This window comes from Ktedonospora formicarum (assembly GCF_016587355.1).
Taxonomy (GTDB): Bacteria; Chloroflexota; Ktedonobacteria; order Ktedonobacterales; family Ktedonobacteraceae; genus Ktedonobacter; species Ktedonobacter formicarum.
The window spans coordinates 52,242-70,718 of record NZ_BNJF01000002.1 but is presented as its reverse complement, the minus strand read 5'-3'; the positions used below and the strand labels follow the sequence as shown (position 1 = coordinate 70,718).

Below are 18,477 nucleotides of genomic sequence, written 5' to 3'. Positions count from 1 at the left end.
AACGAAGCGTATACTCCAGAGGAATTTGAGCGCATACGCCAGAAGGCTGCACAGAATTACGGGTTGAAAAAGGTCGAAATCTTTGAGGGTAATATTGGCTTCTTTCAATTCAAAGAGTTTTTGCGCCCACACGTTGCGGGTGAGAGTATGTGCGTCGCGCTCGCTGAAGCTGCTATAAGTCTTGCCAACCGCGTCGATATAGTTTCCGATGAGATCCAGGAGGAAGCCTTATGACACTACGATGAGAAGGGGCTGGCGGCATTCATCAGAATGATCACCGTCGCAAACTTCTTCAATCGCCTGATCGCCACAACGACGGGCCAGAAATTGTAAGGTGACGGAAGGAGGATAAACGAATTTGCCTGTCACATTCATGGGCCGCGTTCCGTCAATGAAGTGAAGAGCGAAATGCAGCCAGTGGAGCAGGTGACTGGCCGAACATGAGAAAAATAACAGTACCGGCGACATGACGACCGGACGATCGTATGAATGTAGCGCTACGAACGTACCATGAGAAAGGTTATTCTATTGTTGAATGTCCATGTTTTGACTGAATTCAATAAACGCGTCGCAGGAAAAGCGATTGTGCCTGGTAGCGATACCTATGAGAAACTGCGCAACGTCTTCAATCAAGTAGGAAGCCCGGCAGCAATTGTACGTGCTCAAACCCACCAAGATATCATGGAATCCCTGCTTTTTGCGCGTGAGCAGCACCTTCCACTGTCAGTACGTAGCGGTGGGCACGGATTAAGCGGGCAGGCGACCAATACTGGAGGACTGGTCCTCGATCTGGCTGCCTTCAATCAGGTGGAGCTGCTTGATCGAGAACGCCGCCTTGTCCGCCTTGGAGCTGGTGCTCGCTGGGGTGAGGCTGCGAAAGCGCTGGCGGCGTACGGCCTTGCCATATCGTCGGGCGATACAAATCAGGTTGGAGTGGGCGGCCTGACCCTCGGTGGAGGGGTCGGTTGGATGGTACGCACCTACGGCCTCACCATCGATAGTCTGCACGCAGCCGAACTCATCACAGCGGATGGCCATATCTTGCGCGTCAGTGCGCAAGAGCATCCCGATCTCTTCTGGGCCATTCGGGGTGGCGGTGGCAATTTTGGGGTTGTTACCTCCTTTGACTTCTCTGCTCACCCCTGTAAAGCGGTTATTGGTGGTTCAGTGAACTATGATGCGGCCGAGGCAGCAAGCGTACTGACGGGCTGGGCAACTGTCATGAGTGAAGCGCCAGAGGAGCTCAATTCGACCGTCGTGCTCTTCTCGGGCTTTGGTCCCCAGGTTCCTCCTCGTGTTTCTGTGTTGTTCTGTTACGCAGGAGACGATGAGACTGCAGCGCATGTGGCTATCGAACCATTGCTACACTTGGGGTTGGTACAAACACAGGATATTCAGAAAAAGCCCTATGACGCGATGCTGGAGGACGCTATATCTCCTCCTCCATCACTTAAGACAGTTGGGCATAATGGGTTTCTCAAGAAATTGAGCCAGGAAGCCATCGCGGTCCTTGCCAATAATTATGGCAAACCGGGCAAACCCATTGCCCAGATTCGCAGTCTTGGTGGAGCAATGGCGCGGGTCAGTCCTCAGGCGACAGCATTTGCTCACCGCGAGAGCGAAGCGCTAATCATCGTCCCCGCGTTTGGCCCGGCTAATGCTACTGAAGAGCAGGCCAATCAGATCAGACAGGCAGCCTGGGGTCCGCTCAACCCCTTGACTCAAGGGGCATTTATCAATTTCTTGAGTGATGCCAGCGAAGCCTCTGTCTCTGCTGCCTACCCAGGTGAGACCTATACGCGCTTGGCAAACGTCAAGGCAGCGTATGACCCAGGCAATCTTTTCAGCATGAACCAGAATATCAAGCCGAAGGCAAAAGCATAAGCTTGAAAGATAAATCTGCAGGATACGAGCGATAGGGTGAAGATAAAGCAATGCTTGGCAGGTTTTTTGATGAATGAGAAAGGAAAGAGAAAAATGTCAACGTTTCAGGTACAAGAGGGCATGATGATGAAAGCGAAAGTGATCGTCTATTGGGCGACGACCGTCATCATTACGCTCGAACTGCTCGCCGGTGGTCTCTCGGACCTGGTGCATGGGGGAACAATGCTGGTGGCAGGGGAGCCAGTGGCCGATGTTATCACACGCCTTGGCTATCCGCTCTACTTGCTCACGATTATCGGCGTGTGGAAGCTACTTGCTGTCATCACCTTGCTGGTGCCACGTTTTCCTCGACTCAAGGAATGGGCCTATGCAGGCGAAATCATTGTCATGACAGGGGCGGCAGCATCCAACGCATACAGTGGCGAAGACACAAGCATGGTCATCATGCCTCTCGTTTTTGTCATACTCGCGCTTGTTTCGTGGGCGCTTCGACCACAAAGCCGGACCTTGGGAGCCCTCTTCCCCGTGGCGGCCTAGAGGGAGACGCCACACTTCACTGGCGCCGAGCGCGCGGCCCTCGTGCTTGCCGAGGTCGCCACCCTGCTCGCCGACAGGCCCGACGCAGTCTCTGATGCGATCTGGAACGAGGCTGCCAAGAAATTTGAGGAGAAAGGGCTGCCCGTCACTCTCCTCATGATCGCTCCCACGAACCTGTTCATCCGCCTCAATGCGATCACTAAGGAACAGGCGGGCGCGACCCTGGAGCTAAATGGCCTTAATCCCGGTAGTGATAACCGGGATTAAGCAAACAATTCAAGAGAACATAATGCAAAAGTGAAAGGAAAAAAAACATGAACGTCCTCATGATCCGCGCAAAAGTGAAGCCAACACAGGTATCAGAAATCGAAGCTGGCATCAAGCACCTCTTTGGAGCACTTGAGAAAGCACAGCCCGAGGGCATTCGTTACGCGTCCTGCCGACTCGCCGATGAAGTGACTTATCTGGTGTTCCTAGAAATTGATGAGGGGGTAAGCAATCCGCTGCCTACTTTCCCAGAGTTCCACGCATTCCAGGAGGCCCTCAAGACATCATTGGCTGAGCCGCCAACCACCGAACAGCTGACGGTGAGGGGGTCATACCGACTCTTCTAACCTGTTCATCACGAACATCTCAAAACTGAGTCCAATGCTTACTAGGAGATTCCTTCACCAGAGTGCTCCAAACTCCTGTCTTTTATTGATAGGAGTGGGGAGTACTCTTTCTCTCTCATTAAACCAACGGTTTTGCTACTTATCATCCGCAGCTCAACAGCTTGGTTCTGACTCGAGCCAGAGCGCGCCAGCCCAAAATTTCAGAGATTCAGCCCCCGCTGCTTGAGCGCAGGGAGCATTCAGAGCAGGCCAAGTTCTCTGGCTTTGAGGGCGGCCAGCGTCCGGTCGCGCACCCCCAGCTTGCTCAGGATGTTGCTGAGATGATTTTTGACGGTGCCACCAGCGATGTAGAGGGTCTCGCTGATCTCGCGGTTGGAAGCCCCATGAGCCAGCAAGGCCAGGATCTCTCGCTCTCGCTCGGTCAACCGGGAAAGCTCGTTCTCACTAGAGAATGGAGGGGTGACAGAAGTGGGTGCTGGAGACTCGATGGGGGCAGAAGGGAAGGAGGCAATGACTTTGTGTGCGACCTCTGGATGTAAAAGGACCTGACCCTGTGCAATTACTCGAATGGTCGTGACGAGCTGCTCGGCAGTAATGTCTTTGAGCAGATAGCCCTGTGCTCCCGCTTGCAGACCCGCCTGGATCAACTCTCGGTCATCGAAGGTAGTCAGAATAATAATGCGGATCTGAGGCCAGCGCTCTTTGAAGGCACGTGTTGCCGCAATGCCATCCAGGCGCGGCATCTGCACATCCATCAGTACCACATCAGGGGCCAGGCGCTCAGCACGAAGGCGTTCGACCGCCGCCAACGCTTCCTCGCCATCCCCAGCCATGCCGATTACCTCCAGGTTCGGCTCCATCTCAATCAGTTTGCGAAAGCCCTCACGCAATAGGCGCTGGTCATCCACAATTAGCACACGGATCTGTTCCGCCATGTCTAGACTTTCTCCTTGGTTTCTCGACTCTCGGTTTGTTCCGATTTCTTGAGTGGGAGCACCACGTCAACGCGCCAGCCGCCTCGAGGTTGGGGACCGGCTCGAAGCGTCCCATCCAGGAGCGCAACGCGCTCGCGCATGCCCAGCAGGCCGAAGCCCGATGCCGAGTATTCGTGCTCCGGCGAACCACCTTGCCCGTTGTCCAGCACTGCCAGTTCCACCTGTTCCACCGGCCCACCGCTGGTGGAGAGACGCAGCAGCACCTTGGTGGCATGCGCATATTTGCGAATATTGGTTAGTGCCTCCTGGGCCGAGCGGTAGAGCGTGTGGCAAAGTTCTGGGCTCAGGGGATGTATCGCTTCTTCCAGATCGAGCGTGATCCTGGTCTCGGGGCAGATGGTTTCAAAATCTGCTACTAGCCTCCGCAGTCGTTCTTGTAACGAGCCTGCAGAGGTTTCATCTGGTCGGAGCGCCTCGACGGAGTGGCGGACTTCCATCAGGCAGGATTTTACCACCTGCCGGGCTTGCAGCAGTTCTTCGTGCAGCCGGTGATCTCCGCGCGCTTCGAGCTGAATGGCCGTTTCCAGTTGGATCGCCAGCAGAGTCAACGAATGGCCCAGTGTGTCATGGATCTCGCGGGCAATCCGGTTGCGCTCGCGGATGGCCGAGAGGTCTTCCACCTGAGCGCTATACTCCTGGAGTTGCGCATGGGCCAGCGCCAACTCGCGGATCGTCAGCATACACCCATAGGTGGAGCCAAACGAGATCAGGAGGATAACCTGACCGCCGATATCCAACTTTCGGGTGATGAGGCAGAACGCCAGGCTGGTACCCAGCCAGAGCGCGACCGCCAGCAGCGGGCCAAGCCACTGCCTTCTGGTTGTTGACACCACACAGGCTGTCGTCGTTGGCAGGATCGGGAGCCAGTAGGCGTTCGTGCTCGGCACAGGGATAAAAAGGGAAGCGCAGGCCAGGCAGAACAGAGCAAGCGTCCAGTTGGAATGTGTGCTTCGCCTTGCGGCATGAGAGATCACGAGCCAGGCCCCATAGATTCCCGTGAGCAGAAGCAAGTTGACCATGGTACGCTGCACCAGAAAGAGACCAAAGAGATAGCCAACCCCAACAACGCAAGTGGCGGCCCAGCGTTTAAACCAGCCTAAGAGCCTGGATGGTGTTTGGATGATTTGTTCTTGCCTGCCAAGCATGATATACCCTCTATCCGTGAAAGATCGGTTTATCTTCCCAGTATATAGCACTGGGGAGCGGGATACCAGTGTCTCCAGTCATAGGTCAGTCAAGCAGGCCTATGACGCTGGTCATAGCCGAGAGGCACCAGAAATAGGCCCATGATTCGTGACTGATGGGACAGGCGCTGTTCTGCTCATATCGGCTACACTCAGTCCATCGAGCTCCTTGAATGAGAGGGCTGAATCCAGAGAAACATCTGGTGTTGAAAAGAAAGGATCATCTCATGACCAACCGAAATATCGCTGAAGAACGCCTGAATCAGCCGCAGAGCCAGACGGCACTGCGCAACATCCAACTGCTTGTTGGCTTCTATCTCGGCCTTAGTGTGCTTACCCTTGTCGCCATCGTTTTGTTGCGCAACAACCCAGCCATCGTAACGCCAGCCGTCTGGATTCGTGGAACCATAGTTCTGGCATCCGCCCTGCTCACAGCTTTCTTTACCGTCCGGATGGCCCGAGGCTCCCGTATGGGGTATCTCGGATTGCGGCTCGAATCCGCCATCATGTTCGTAGCTATTGTGGTCATCATTGCACTCCCTGGCCTCTTCCCAATGTGGATGAAGATTGAACAGGGTATCTGTGGGTTGCTTCTGCTCGGCGTCGTCGTGATCGTCAATGGCAAGCACTTGCGATCACCATTCGCCACCAAGTAAAGTCCGCCTCGTGTCGTTGGTCATCTCGTTTGCCATCTAGCTGATTGAGCCATTTTGAGTGAGGAGGGGAGCTGTGGTGGATAGATCATCTCAAACGTGGCCAATTCTCTCAGATGGAGACGAGATACGACGGTGGAGCAGGGAATAAAATGCGCAAATGACGGGAGAGTTCTCGTGCTCTTTCACTGACATCAGAAAGGATTGTTCTCCTTGGTGGACAGCAGTTCACTGTCGTTGTTTCTGTCGGCGGTGAGCGGCTGGGAAGTACAGATGGCATTTCCTTTTTGTCTGACGGTGCAAGGTAGTGAAGCACCCACGAGACGGGATTGCCACGCCATTTATCCTTTGCTCAATGAACTGGAGATTGCTTTTCGGATAATGTTGAGGCTGCCATTCACATCGGCATTGAAACGCCTACCAGTGCTGGCGCAAGACAAGCCACGTTTGATCCGCTTGCCCACATAGCGCTCATGATGGCCAATTGGTTCAAGATCAAGAAAGCTGCATTTGCTCATGTGGTTTTTCTCTTGGAGGATGACGCGTATCCCCACCTGCTCCGCTTTATAGCGGAGCAGGTGGGGATACGCGAGCGAAAGGGTTTTGCACAAACTGTTGGTTGGTACGCTTGCCAAAGTTGCCCTCTAGCTTCCAGTTGATATTCTTCCCAATGAGGAGCACCCCAATCTCTTCTTCAACTAGATGTTCGATGGCACGATGGCTCTGGATATGCAAGTAGTGGTTGATTTTGCGTGCGCGCTTGTTGGTGAGGCGTTCTAAGCGAGGGGTAGTGTTGGCTGGGCGTAATATTCCAGAACATCATCCCACTCCATCGCGTAGATCGCCATAAACTCCAACTGACTTTCAAACTGGATGGAGCAGCCCATTTCACAGACGGATACCGCCAACTTAGATTCGAGGCTCTTCCACGTACTTGACGAACTGGAGGAGAGGTGCGAATACGTTGGATGGTGACCACTGCCTCTGGGCTTATCTTGTTGCGTTGATACCAGGCAGAAAATTCCTCGCTCGTTAAAATAGCCTTTGATCGCATCTCCTGAGCCCATTTTCTTTAGTACGAGAGAATAGCTGGGGTGCCCTACGCGACGATGGCTTGTGGTGGCGACTCCATGAAGTCAATGATGGTCATATCAAGCGTTTGCAGAGTGGTGAGTTGACCTAAGATTGATAAAAGAGGCAAGGTTTGCCGCATATTTTTTCGTTTTTGACGTGTGATGTGAGAGCAGATGGGTAAGGTAGGCGTTGGCCTCAAGCCAGCGCCTGGTATGTTCAAATGTCTTGGCGTACGTGTAACGAAAACCAGAGAGGGTATAGCGCGTTTTGCATTGCTCCTGGAGCCAGGTAAAGAGAGCGTCAAACTCCGACTGATTCAGAAAAGGTGGTATGTTGTCATCCATGCGTTCCTCTGCTCGCAGGATGCGAGTGGCGCACGTTCATGTGGGGCAAGCACCTTGTGGCTCTGTCATTCTCCTTGCAGTAGTCGACGAATGGCCTCTACGGTGCCATGGAATTGACATAGGAATTGATTTCTCTGTAAGAGAAAAAGCACCTCACCATGATGGGGTTGGCAAGTGAACACCTCGGACCGGTGCGCAATCTGTGGACCTGTCATTCTGAACATGTGACTCCAGATCCCAGTGATTGGATGTCTCAACGAGATGAACTTGAGCTCCCATTAGGTAGACCGTCAGGAGATTGCCCTGCAATAGCTGGTACTGATCACGGCTCAGAATTACGACACAATCCATGCCGACCTTACGAGCAGCCGCCATCGTTAATCGCGCATGGTTGCTTTGGGAGCTACCACAAGTCACTAGGGTGTCAGCGCCTTGTTCCTGCGCACGCGCCACTTCGTGTTCTAATTTGCGTGGCTTGTCTCCTCCAAACGTAAGATCGGTCAAGTCGTCCCGTTTCATGTAGAGATGCAGACCAAGCTTTGTACTCAGCAAAGGTAATGCTTGTAGTGGTGTAGGCAAACGCGTCAGAGAAATTCGGGGATAGCTTTCCAGGACTTCTTCAAGAGATCGGTTCATATTTTTCTCCTATTCTTTGGTACTATCACGTTTATGATGTTTCTCCTTGTAGAGATTCATCCATAGAAGAGGAAAAGTCCATGAAACGGCATTGTTGCTCTCATTGCTAAGAAATATATATATGTGATGATCATACCCGCAAAAAAATATGGAAGCCCATAAGGCTAGACATTCCCCCTAGCTCAGTGGTGATTGATCGCCCTGATGATCAACTTGCCAGTCGTTCTGCTATAAACGTGTGAGCGCTGACCGAGTATAGGTAGGGATCATCTCCATATCAGACGCGATCACCCCTACCTGCGCCCCATTGCTTTGCAGCTGCTCTACCGGTTTCTCCAGTGAAGTATCAAAGGGAGCGACCAATGGATGCTGTGAGTCATCGGCAGGTATTTTCGCTCCCTCCATTGGATCCTCGAGGACAACATGGCTGACTTACGTATGACCGGTTTAGGGAATGACCTTGCGGCGACGAAAATCCTCAAAAATGTTCAAAAACATCGCTTCCGTGTCAACATACTCGTGGAAGCCAAAGTGACGGGCTTTTGAACCGTCGGCGAACATGTCATAATCCCAGGAGAAGACGAAATCGCCAAAACCCCAGGACGCGACCTCTCGGTAGGGGTGGGGAGCAAGTCCATACTTCTCGATCATGGCATTCCAGAGTGGCTCCTTGTCAGCCATGACGACAGCGAGTGACATTGGCAGCGGAGGCGCCACCTCAAGCTCAAAAAAGCGCGCGATCTTCGGCCACATCTCGTTCCATCGGAACAGGTCCCCGTTGTTGATGTTGAACGCCTGATTGGCGCAGCGCTCGTCGGTGGCTGCCCAGACAGTCGCCCGCGCCAGCAGGCCAGCGTCGGTCATTTCCAGGAGCTTATCGTACGCGCCCGGCTTGCCTGGAAAGCGTAGTGGTAATCCCAGTTCCTTCGAGAGAGCAGCGTAGACCGCGATCACCGCAGCCAAGTTCATTGGATTGCCTAGCGCGAAGCCGCCAACCACAGACGGGCGGATCGCTGACCAGCTCCAGGTTTTGCCTCTTTGTCGCTGCTCGAGGAAGACTTGTTGATCAACGTTGAACTCAGGCGGCATATGGGGGGCATCGCTCTCGCGAGCAGGCGTCTTGAATGGGCCTAGATGCGCGCCATAGACCTTGTAACCCTGCATCAGGCTCACATGCTGCAAATCAGGCGCAATTGGCTCGACCGCCTCGATCACATTGACGAGCATAGCAAGATTAGGCGGAACCAGCTCGGCCCAGGTTGGCCGGTCCTGGTATGCGGCATAGAAAATGTGCGTCACCTGAGTGAGACCGCCCAACTTCTCGCGGCAGTCGTCTCGATCAAGCAAATCAACCGTTACATACCGAACCAAGCTGGTAGATGCTCCACTGCGTCGTGCTACACCGATGACATCCCAATCGTCGAGTGTTGCCAGATAATCGATGAGATTACGACCAATGACCCCCTGTGCTCCGACAACCAATGCCACCTTACGTTTTTGTTCATTTTCTCTGCTAGTAAATGTATATTGCGATTTCATCATGTAAACTCCCTTTATAAGTCTGTTACTGATATTGCTTGTCTGTGTGCTCTTACTATAAGCACTTCTTGGAAGCTTTACAAGTACGCACTTTGAAGTAACCGAGAAGCGTCTGGATGGGATTATGCTATACTAGGGCGTATGGAAAAGACACCGCTACGATCTTCAGCACATAGCGTATTGATGGCCCGCTGCTATTCGCGGGAAGTCCTCGATCTGATTGCCGACAAATGGACAGCTCTCATCTTTGCTCTGCTGGAAAAACAGCCTACACGCTTCAATGAGTTACAGCGTGCTATCGAAGGGATCTCCCACAAGATGCTCACGCAAACGCTGCGCAATTTGGAGCGCAGGGGAATTGTCGAACGTACGATCACGCCGACTATTCCGCCTGCCGTGGAATATTCACTCTCTCCGCTGGGAACCACCCTCATCCCGCTGATGGCTGCCCTGCGACAGTGGGCAGAAGAACACATGGAGACGGTTGAACAGGCTTTGCAGGCATATGAAGAGAAGGAAGAAAAAGCGGATTATTGAGCTGAAGCATGCCGAAAAGGACCTTCTTAGGAAAGAGCATGCTATTAAGCAGCCCAATTTTGCGGCAGCCCTTGCACTACTCCCATACAGATCATTCCTGATTTCTGTGTGATTTTCCTTTGCAATAGTGGAAGGCGGGGTAATCTGTATCATACCTGATTACTTTTTGCCGAGAGCATATCGAGGCAGGACGTCGCCGAGTCTTATAGAAATCCTCTGAAAAGGTGACGAATGAATTCTGCCCTGCATATCGCAAAATCGGCCTGAGCAGTGCAAAAATCAAAGGCCTCAGATACATCCGTCAGAGAAAGTAAGTGCATAGAGCTATTTGATTCATCTCCAGGAAAGGTTGCCATGCCCACATCCTATGTATTGTGTCAACACGTCTTTGCTGTAGAAACTTTCAATGATATGTTGATTTTCTTTCCAGAAAGTGTACAAGGAAAGGGGAATTCCTAACAGGCCAGTTATCGGCTACTTCCAGGCAAAATTGCCCCATTAGCTTTTCATACCGGTTATTATTCTTTTGTATTGTATTTTGATGAGAAGATTTTGAGCGAAGAACGATAGAACAATCGGAAGAAAAGGACATTCTTTATGCTTTTGGAGACTGTTTGCGAGAGGTACGACTGGGGCTTTCTTGCCACCTTTTCTGTAAGAGATATTCTCAATCGATACGAGCGCAAACAGCCTCAACTGCCTACCAATCTGAAAGATCTTAGAGAAATTGCAGAATGCGGATCAATGCCAATCGCCAAGCGGCTTCTGCTAACTGCCCAGTCTGCGAATATAGATCAGCAAAGAACGGGGACCTCCCCTGCCCCAGTTGATAAAATACGCCATATATGAGAAAATTTTAGTATGGACAGACAGAACGATTGTTTTGCAACATCACCCAATGTACAAGTAAGCCATGCTCTTGCAGCAAATATTGCAGCAGCATACCACCTGCTTCAATGCGGTGGCTGATGAAGGCTTTACGACACGATACTGCAATAGGGTTGAGGGGCATAAGTGCACCTATTCATACATCACAAACAGTTCTCGTGCTGTGCAGAGGAGTGCCTTTGCTTTCATCTGTTCGCGAGCGTATACCTCTCTCGACTTCATCGAAGACAACAAAACTGGAAGCAGGATTTGCCCTGATCCTATCCACTCAAAGAAAGGAGTGCAGCTTTCATCCCCATGCGCTTTATGCATGGAGATCCAGAGGCGGTGAATCTGATGATCAGCAACGGCTCGTACTCCTTTGGAGCTCTCCTACATACCTTTCGCAAACGCAAGCGTCTCACGCAACGGCAACTCGCCGCCGCCATTGGTATGCATAGTCACGCGATCAGTCGGTGGGAACTGGGAGAGGTGCTCCCGGCAAGCAAGGCTATTGTACTTGAACTGGCTCGGAGGTTGCACCTCAATGACCAGGAGACCAGAGATCTGCTGGAAGCAAGCCTGTCAGCTCCAGTCCCTCTCTGGGGAGTTCCAATTCCGCGCAATCTCTTTTTTACTGGACGCGAGGAAATGCTGAGAGTATTACAGATGCATTTACTTGTTAATGGGAGCGCTATGGCTCCCCAAGTTTATGCTCTACATGGGCTTGGAGGCATCGGTAAAACACAACTTGCTCTAGAGTATGCCTATAGACATGCATTGGATTATCGCGCTATCCTTTGGATTGAAGCAGAGACCAGTGAGCGCGTTTGGTTCAGCCTCCAACGTATTGCTGAGCTGTTACAATTACCAGAACGCGTAGAAATGGATCAACAACGGGTCGCCGCAGCGGTTAGTCGTTGGCTGACAACACACGATCAGTGGCTGCTCATCTGGGATAACGTGGAAGACCCGGAACTTCCGCAACGTATGCTATCTCCGAGCATCCAGGGAGTTCAGCTCTTCACCACACGCCGTCAGGCACTCGGAACACTTGCGCAGGGGGTAGAACTGCATCCAATGGGAGAGGAGGAAGGAATCTTGTTGCTGCTGCGACGGGCAAAAGTACTGGAGTCTGAAGCCTCATCTGAACAGGTACATCAACTAGCCGAGAGGGTGCCATCCGAGTATAGAGCAGCCTCGCAACTTGTGACGGCGCTAGGAGGATTACCCTTGGCTCTGGACCAAGCTGGAGCCTATCTAGAAGAAACAAGTTGTAGCCTTACCGACTACCTGCAACGTTACGAACAACATCGAGCGTTATTGCTCGATAGACGAGGCAGTCCAGAGGCTAACCACCCACGTTCGGTGACTACGACTTTTCTCCTTGCCAAAGAGCAGGTGAAGCGGGAGCAGCAAGCAGCAGCAGATTTGCTGGATATTTGTGCGTTTCTCAATGTCGAAGCCATTCCAGAAGAACTTTTTCAAGTGGGGGCTACACATCTGGAACCAACACTTGCAGCTGTTGTCGTTGATCCGATACAGTTCGACATGGCGCTTGCTGCTCTGCGCAATCTATCTCTCGTGCAGCGCCAGGCACGGACTCACACACTCTCTCTCCATCGATTGACCCAAGGAGTGCTGCGAGCGCAGATGGAGGGCACCAAAGAATATCCCTTGAGCAAGCAAGTTATCCGCATGGTCAATGCGGCCTTCCCATCTGGGGATTTCGGTACTTGGGCACAGTGTGAGCGGCATCTTGCACAGGCGATTGCCTGCGTACCTCTGATAGAAGTGGTGGGAAGCGAAGTTTCAGAGGCATTTGCATTGCTATTTAGAGTAGGGCGTTATCTGTTGAAGCGAGGGCGCTTTGAAGAGGCCAGACCTTTATTGGCGCATTCAGTGGTATTGGGAGAACAACATTACGGACCTAACCATCCTGAACTCATCCCTCACCTGATGGACTTGGCTGAATTGTCCTGGCGACAAGGGGAATACGAACAGGCTGAAGCATTATTGTCGCGAGTGTTAGTAATTGAAGACCAGCACCTAGGGTCAATTTATGTCCAGCAAGGAGAGACGCTGAATAACCTGGGTCTTCTCTCCTGGGAACAAGGTAAGTATGCGCAAGCTGAGTCGCTCTATCAACAAGCTATGCAGATTCAGGAGCAAGCACTGGGGCCTAACCACCTAGTTCTCACCGATACATTGAATAATTTGGGGCTTCTCTACTGGAAACAGGGGAAATACTCACAAGCCGAACCACTCTACCAGCGTACCTTGCAGATACGTGAACAGATGCTGGGACCAGAGCATCCTGAAATTGCCCAACCGTTGACCAATCTCGCTGCGCTTTATTGCAACCAGAGAAGGTATGCGCAAGCTGAGTCGCTGTATCAGCGAGCACTGTGTATTCAAGAGCGAGCGTTGGGGCAACTGCATCCTGGAGTTGCCCTCATATTGAACAACCTCGCCACCCTTTATCGCTCATTAGGCCAAATGACGCACGCTGAGCCCCTCTATCAACGAGCGCTACAGATCCGGGAACATGTCTTGGGCCCGAAGCATGCTCTCGTCGCCTTCTCACTGAATGGCTTGGCTGATTTGTACACAGAGCAGGGCGAGTATGAGCAGGCAGAACCGCTTTATAAGCGAGCGCTAGACATTAGAGAGCAGGCGCTAGGGCTGGAGCATTCTGATGTTGCCCTCTCGCTTGGTGGTTTAGCAAGACTCTACACAAAGCAAGATAAGTGTGCGCAAGCTAAATTGCTCTATGAGCGGGCAATCCATATCTCTGAACTGAGCCTCGGTCACTCTCATTCCAAAACTATAGAGATAAGGACTGCATATCATGCGATGTTGGGCACAGAAGAATCCGTCAAGGGATGAAGGTTTCTGAGCGCAGGCGCAAGCTCGATTAGCTATGGTTGAGTATCTCAAATGCTTTTTGGGCCTCCACAAATTTAGGTGATGGTCAGTCGATGGAATTTAAATGGAGTACGTGCTAGGCTCCGAGCTTTTTTTGGAAAAACTCGGGAAGCCTACTTAGGAGCCCGTCCCTTTTACGTGATGTGGAGCACTATTTGGAAACTCTGTCCAATGAAAATGATCTAACTCCATGAGCTGTTTGTGAAATTGAAGGATATCATGGTGGAGGTTTTCCTCTTCCATATTGTTTGCCATTCCATGCAGGAGCAAAGCTCGTCTTTGATATAAAAGTGGTAAGCGTGATGGATCGGTCGTTTCATCTATTTTCATCACCGAAAGGGCGTTTCGATAGGAAGATTCAGCTGCTTGAAATTGATGTAATCGATACTGAGTACTTCCTAAGCCTATGAAAACGAATGCGAGATCGAGAGACGTTGGCTCAAGGCATTGCTGCAAGGTGGAGAGTGCCTGTTTATAGAGCGGCTCTGCCTCTTGAAATCGCTCTCTCTGAAAGCAGTAGGCTGCCATCTTCGCAAGTAAGGACCCTAGCTCAACGGATGCTTTGTTCCAGCTGACAGCTTGCCTGACACACTGTAGTGCGTGAGGCAACAACTGCTCGTAGCGGGACCAATGCTCTACTTGGATCTGATCAGGATCAATCTGGAAAATCCGATTGAGGAGATCAATACATCGTTCATTCCATATTTTTTGTTGTGCCTCTGAGAATCTCCCTTTGAGAACCACTTGTACTAAACGATGTACACTAATGGTTTTTTGTTGCGGATGGCGTGTGATCAGAGAATGTTTCAGTAGCGCCTTCAGGATCGCATGAAACTCTAAGGCTTCCCTCTTCATTCCTTGGAGCATTGGATCTTGATACGCGATGTACTCGGTAAACAAAGCCTCTGGAATGGTATCAGGAGCCAGAAAACAGCACCAGGTAAGCAACGTTGCCGCAGCGGGCTGCTCCTGGTGTAATTTCTCAAAAGCGGTTGTGAAGGTGCTGACAACAGAATGCGGATGATCGGAAAATGTATCTCGCTCATTGAGTAACTGAAGAGGGTGCTCCTCAAAGACCTGAAGAAATTCAGCGAGGCTACAGCGCGTTTGCTCAATATAGGTCCGGGCTTGATCTAGAGCCAGAGGTAGCCCACCTAAGACCATAGCAAGCGCGAGGGCAGCATTCTCTTCTTCGACGGAGGGCGATTTCTGTGCCTGGCATTTGACAAGTTGATGGGTATTGCACTGACGAAGGAGGTGGGTACTTTCTTCCAACGACAGTGGCTCTAAGGTAATAACAGAGGCCAGATTCCCAAGAGAGGGCAGCTGCGTCGTGTAGAGAAGCGTCCCGTGCCGAGCCGCCGGCAAGAAGGGCTTGATCATTTCGGGATTGTCGATGTGATCTACAATGAGAAGCCAATCGTTATGACTGTTCAACCAATCGAGCACCGCTGCGATAGCGGTATTGTGATTTGAAAGGACGTTTGGAGAGGCTTTCAGTACTTTGGCGATAGATTTAAAGCTATCAATGAGACTCGCGTTGGTTTGGGCATTGAGCCAGAAGATGGCAGTGTAATCTTGCAAAGAGTGATAGGCATACTCCAATGCGGTTTGTGTTTTGCCAATTCCTCCCATACCTGTCAAACCAAGGGCTGCAGTGCGATCTTCGATGGGCTCTAGCCTGAAGAGTTGATGGAGCCGGTTGAGGATAGCCTCACGACCAACAAAAAAAGGGTTGCGCTGATAAGGGACATACCAGTAAGGTAAAAGGGTGGAATGCGTAAGACTTGCTTCAAGCAAGCGGCGTGACTGAAAATCATTCAAGCGCAACTGATTGGCTAGTTCGAGGACAATTCCTTTGGTATCTGGGAGGTAGTCTCCTCGCTCCCAGGCCCAGATCGTGTTGACATGCACGCCGACTTGGGCCGCCAATTGTTTTTGTGTCATTGCTTGCTGCTTGCGGAAAAACTTCAAGGTTTCTCCGAAGGTTTCAGAGTAAATGCTATCCATCAATTCCATTTTCTATGCAAACCTGCTGCTATTTTAATTGGACGTATGTTCTAGGAATACGCAAGAGCTTGTAGGAGATTGAAAACATACGGGCTGCAAGATGTTTTTATCATTGAGCAGTGATACACTTAGTGTCTCTTCTTCACCTGTTCTAAGTATAAATGGGGAGATGTTCCATTTAATGGTGAATTTTGTGTAGAATGGATAGGTGGCTAAAAGCAATCAGCGAGGTGATTATGATCAACTATAATCCAGGCTCTTTTGGTGCTCTTCTTTATACTCTTCGCAAACGACAACATCTCACCCAACAACAACTCGCAGATGCTGTTGGTATGCATCGCCACGCGATCAGCCGATGGGAACAAGGAAAAGCTCTTCCCGTCAGCAAGGCAATTGTGCTTGAATTGATTCAGTACCTAAGACTTGATGCCAATGATGCACGTCATCTGCTAGAAGCGAGCCTAACCGCTCCGGCTCCACTTTGGGGTGTACCGTTCTCACGCAATGCGTTTTTTACTGGGCGAGAAGAGACTTTAGAAACAATAAAGAATCATTTACACCCTGATCGAGCAGCCATCACTGGATCATCATATGCCTTATATGGACTAGGCGGTGTTGGTAAGACACAAGTTGCGTTGGAGTATGCCTATCGATACTCTCTCGCTTATCGCGCCGTCTTTTGGATTGAGTCAGAAACCAACGATCAGGTTTTGTTCAGCCTGCAACGCATGGCTGATCTGCTCCAGTTGCCAGAGCGGTCAGAAAGTGATCAACAACAGGTCACCAAAGCAGTTCAGCACTGGCTTGCTACACATACTCAATGGTTGCTGATTTGGGATAACGTGGAAGATCTAGAGCTCCCTCAACGAGTGTTACCACCAGACCCTCAGGGGGATTTCCTCGTCACCAGCCGTCGTCAGACACTCGAGATACTCCCCTATGGGATAGAATTGCAGCCAATGGAAGTGGATGAAGGGATTCTGTTGTTGTTACGAAGAGCGAAAGTATTGGAGCGAGATGCTACATCTGAGCAAATCCACCAGTTGATTGTGGGGATGCCTGACGAGTATACAGCTGCCACGCGATTGGTGAAACTTGTAGGAGGCTTGCCGCTCGCTCTTGATCAGGTTGGAGCCTATCTGGAAGAAACTGGCTGTGGCCTCGTTAACTATCTACATCTTTATGAACTTCAGCAACCATTCTTGTTGAATAGGCGAGGAGGACCTGGAATTTATCATCCGCAATCAGTGACCGCAACGTTTCATTTGGCAAAAGGACAACTGGAGCAAACGCAGAAAGAGGCACTAGACTTATTATACCTGTGCGCATTTCTGCATGCCGAGTCTATTCCAGAAGAGCTCTTTCATATTGGTGCCCAACACCTGGGGCCAAGACTTACACCCATAGTAGGCGATACGGTCCAGTTTGATCTGATGTTTATGACATTACGAAATTTATCTCTGGTGCACCGTCAGCCGCAGATGCGCACTCTTTCCCTTCATCGGCTGCTCCAGGATGTCCTACGAGAGCAGATGGAATCCGAAGAGATGCGGCTTTGGGGAGGGCGAGTTATCCGCATGGTGAATGCTGCCTTTCCTGAGGGGATACCGTTTGTCAATTGGGTGCGCTGCGAGCAGTATCTGGCGCAAGCACTTGCCTGTGTACCACTCATTGCAAAAATAGGAGGAGATGTACCGGAAGCGGGCGAATTGCTCTCCAAGGTAGGAATCTATTTGTTGAGGCGTGGCCGCTTCAAAGAAGCGACACCTTTACTTGAGCAAGCAGTAGCACTGGGGGAACATCAGCTTGGAGACGGTCATCCAACGCTTATCTCTCGCCTGGTAAATCAAGCGGAGTTATTCTGGCGTCAGTGTAAGTATGAGCAGACCGAACTGTTGCTATTGCGCGCACTTACCATTGGAGAGCATCACCTAGAACCTATGCACTACCAGATCGGATACATACTCAATAGTCTAGGGCTTCTTTTCAGCGAGCAGGGAAAGTATGAACAAGCCGAACTGTTCTATCAACGCGCATTGACCATTTTGGACCAACCATCTTTGGAGAGACCATCGAAACCTGAGCTTGATGGCCTTTGTGATACATTGTCTAATCTGGGCCTCCTTTACTGGAAGCTAGGGAAATACGAACAAGCCGAGCCTTTCTACCTACGAGCGCTGCAAATGGAAGAACTTTTGTTTGGACCGGAGGATCCAGATACTGCTCTCACACTGAATAATCTGGCTGCCCTCTATCGCGATCAGGGAAAATATGAACAGGCTGAGTCTCTCTACCAACGAGTATTGAAGATAGAAGAACATGCACTTGGTTCGGAGCACCCCTCTTTGGCTTTCCCGCTTAAAGGCCTGGCCCAACTCTATGCAAATCAGGGGAAGTATGGGCAAGCCGAACCGCTCTATCAACGAGCACTGCGCATTCGTGAACAGGCGCTTAGAACTGACCACCCAGATGTTGCCGCTACTCTCGATGGTTTGGCAGATATCTACGCAGCACAAAAGAAGTATACGCAAGCAGCATCGCTTTACCAACGGGCGTTGCAGATTTATGAACACCATCTAGGCTCTACCCATCTTGAAACCTTGCGCATAAAAAGTGCATATCATTATGTATTTGAGCAAAGCAAATTGATTAATTGAGAAGGTTGTTCTTTTTTG

The 18,477-nt window shown here is 51.0% G+C and carries 18 protein-coding genes; 9 read left to right on the top strand and 9 right to left on the bottom strand.

The features are described 5' to 3' along the window. Nucleotides 1–63: 63 nt before the first annotated feature. The 5 genes from K3T82_RS19355 to K3T82_RS19335 all read left to right on the top strand — a co-directional run bounded on the left by K3T82_RS19355 (nt 64) and on the right by K3T82_RS19335 (nt 3,035). Nucleotides 64–234 carry a hypothetical protein gene (locus K3T82_RS19355; protein ID WP_220195199.1) on the top strand — a complete coding sequence of 57 codons (171 nt, stop codon included), beginning with the start codon at nt 64–66 and terminating at the stop codon, nt 232–234. Between the two features lie 297 nt (nt 235–531). Further along, on the top strand, nt 532–1,884 hold the full coding sequence (locus K3T82_RS19350) for an FAD-binding oxidoreductase (RefSeq protein WP_220195198.1): 1,353 nt from the start codon (nt 532–534) through the stop codon (nt 1,882–1,884). Between the two features lie 93 nt (nt 1,885–1,977). Further along, nucleotides 1,978–2,421: a DoxX family protein gene (locus K3T82_RS19345; protein WP_220195197.1), complete on the top strand. Its 444-nt coding sequence runs from the start codon at nt 1,978–1,980 to the stop codon at nt 2,419–2,421. A gap of 42 nt (nt 2,422–2,463) precedes the next feature. Further along, nucleotides 2,464–2,688, top strand: coding sequence for a hypothetical protein (locus K3T82_RS19340; RefSeq protein ID WP_220195196.1), 225 nt, complete (start codon nt 2,464–2,466; stop codon nt 2,686–2,688). Nucleotides 2,689–2,735: 47 nt separating this feature from the next. Further along, nucleotides 2,736–3,035, top strand: a complete 300-nt coding sequence (locus K3T82_RS19335) for a hypothetical protein (protein WP_220195195.1) — start codon at nt 2,736–2,738, stop codon at nt 3,033–3,035. A 239-nt stretch (nt 3,036–3,274) separates the two neighbouring features. Here the strand turns inward: K3T82_RS19335 and K3T82_RS19330 are convergent, their stop codons facing one another. Continuing rightward, the gene (locus K3T82_RS19330) at nt 3,275–3,970 is read right to left on the bottom strand and encodes a response regulator (protein ID WP_220195194.1); all 696 of its coding nucleotides are present in this window, start codon (nt 3,968–3,970) and stop codon (nt 3,275–3,277) included. A gap of 2 nt (nt 3,971–3,972) precedes the next feature. After that, a complete protein-coding gene (locus K3T82_RS19325) occupies nt 3,973–5,175 on the bottom strand; it encodes a sensor histidine kinase (RefSeq protein ID WP_220195193.1) in 1,203 nt (400 codons plus the stop codon). 266 nt (nt 5,176–5,441) lie between these two features. Between K3T82_RS19325 and K3T82_RS19320 the strand changes: the two genes are divergently transcribed. Continuing rightward, a complete protein-coding gene (locus K3T82_RS19320; RefSeq protein ID WP_220195192.1) occupies nt 5,442–5,870 on the top strand; it encodes a hypothetical protein in 429 nt (142 codons plus the stop codon). 338 nt (nt 5,871–6,208) lie between these two features. Here K3T82_RS19320 and K3T82_RS47780 read toward each other — a convergent pair whose 3' ends face one another. The 6 genes from K3T82_RS47780 to K3T82_RS19295 form a co-directional block, all read right to left on the bottom strand. After that, nucleotides 6,209–6,385: a hypothetical protein gene (locus K3T82_RS47780; protein WP_236031385.1), complete on the bottom strand. Its 177-nt coding sequence runs from the start codon at nt 6,383–6,385 to the stop codon at nt 6,209–6,211. 46 nt (nt 6,386–6,431) lie between these two features. Beyond that, nucleotides 6,432–6,602, bottom strand: a complete 171-nt coding sequence (locus K3T82_RS47775; protein WP_236031382.1) for a hypothetical protein — start codon at nt 6,600–6,602, stop codon at nt 6,432–6,434. A 416-nt stretch (nt 6,603–7,018) separates the two neighbouring features. Next, complete coding sequence (locus tag K3T82_RS19310; protein WP_220195191.1) at nt 7,019–7,285, bottom strand: hypothetical protein; 267 nt, start codon at nt 7,283–7,285, stop codon at nt 7,019–7,021. Between the two features lie 153 nt (nt 7,286–7,438). After that, nucleotides 7,439–7,921 (bottom strand): 1-aminocyclopropane-1-carboxylate deaminase/D-cysteine desulfhydrase, encoded by a 483-nt coding sequence (locus tag K3T82_RS19305; RefSeq protein ID WP_220195190.1) that lies wholly within the window; start codon nt 7,919–7,921, stop codon nt 7,439–7,441. A gap of 228 nt (nt 7,922–8,149) precedes the next feature. After that, nucleotides 8,150–8,326, bottom strand: a complete 177-nt coding sequence (locus tag K3T82_RS19300; RefSeq protein ID WP_220195189.1) for a hypothetical protein — start codon at nt 8,324–8,326, stop codon at nt 8,150–8,152. A gap of 42 nt (nt 8,327–8,368) precedes the next feature. Continuing rightward, entirely contained in the window at nt 8,369–9,460 is a 1,092-nt protein-coding gene (locus K3T82_RS19295) for an SDR family oxidoreductase (protein ID WP_220196483.1), read from the bottom strand. 141 nt (nt 9,461–9,601) lie between these two features. Here K3T82_RS19295 and K3T82_RS19290 point away from each other — a divergent pair, with 141 nt between their 5' ends. Further along, on the top strand, nt 9,602–9,997 hold the full coding sequence (locus tag K3T82_RS19290; protein WP_220195188.1) for a winged helix-turn-helix transcriptional regulator: 396 nt from the start codon (nt 9,602–9,604) through the stop codon (nt 9,995–9,997). 1,224 nt (nt 9,998–11,221) lie between these two features. Beyond that, nucleotides 11,222–13,753, top strand: coding sequence for an FxSxx-COOH system tetratricopeptide repeat protein (gene fxsT / locus K3T82_RS19285; protein ID WP_236031558.1), 2,532 nt, complete (start codon nt 11,222–11,224; stop codon nt 13,751–13,753). Between the two features lie 156 nt (nt 13,754–13,909). On the opposite strand, the gene K3T82_RS19280 is transcribed toward fxsT (K3T82_RS19285), so the two are convergent. Next, the gene (locus K3T82_RS19280) at nt 13,910–15,802 is read right to left on the bottom strand and encodes a DUF7779 domain-containing protein (RefSeq protein ID WP_268886668.1); all 1,893 of its coding nucleotides are present in this window, start codon (nt 15,800–15,802) and stop codon (nt 13,910–13,912) included. Between the two features lie 200 nt (nt 15,803–16,002). On the opposite strand from K3T82_RS19280, the gene fxsT (K3T82_RS19275) reads away from it, so the two are divergent. Then, a complete protein-coding gene (gene fxsT / locus K3T82_RS19275; protein WP_220195185.1) occupies nt 16,003–18,459 on the top strand; it encodes an FxSxx-COOH system tetratricopeptide repeat protein in 2,457 nt (818 codons plus the stop codon). Nucleotides 18,460–18,477 lie beyond the last annotated feature (18 nt).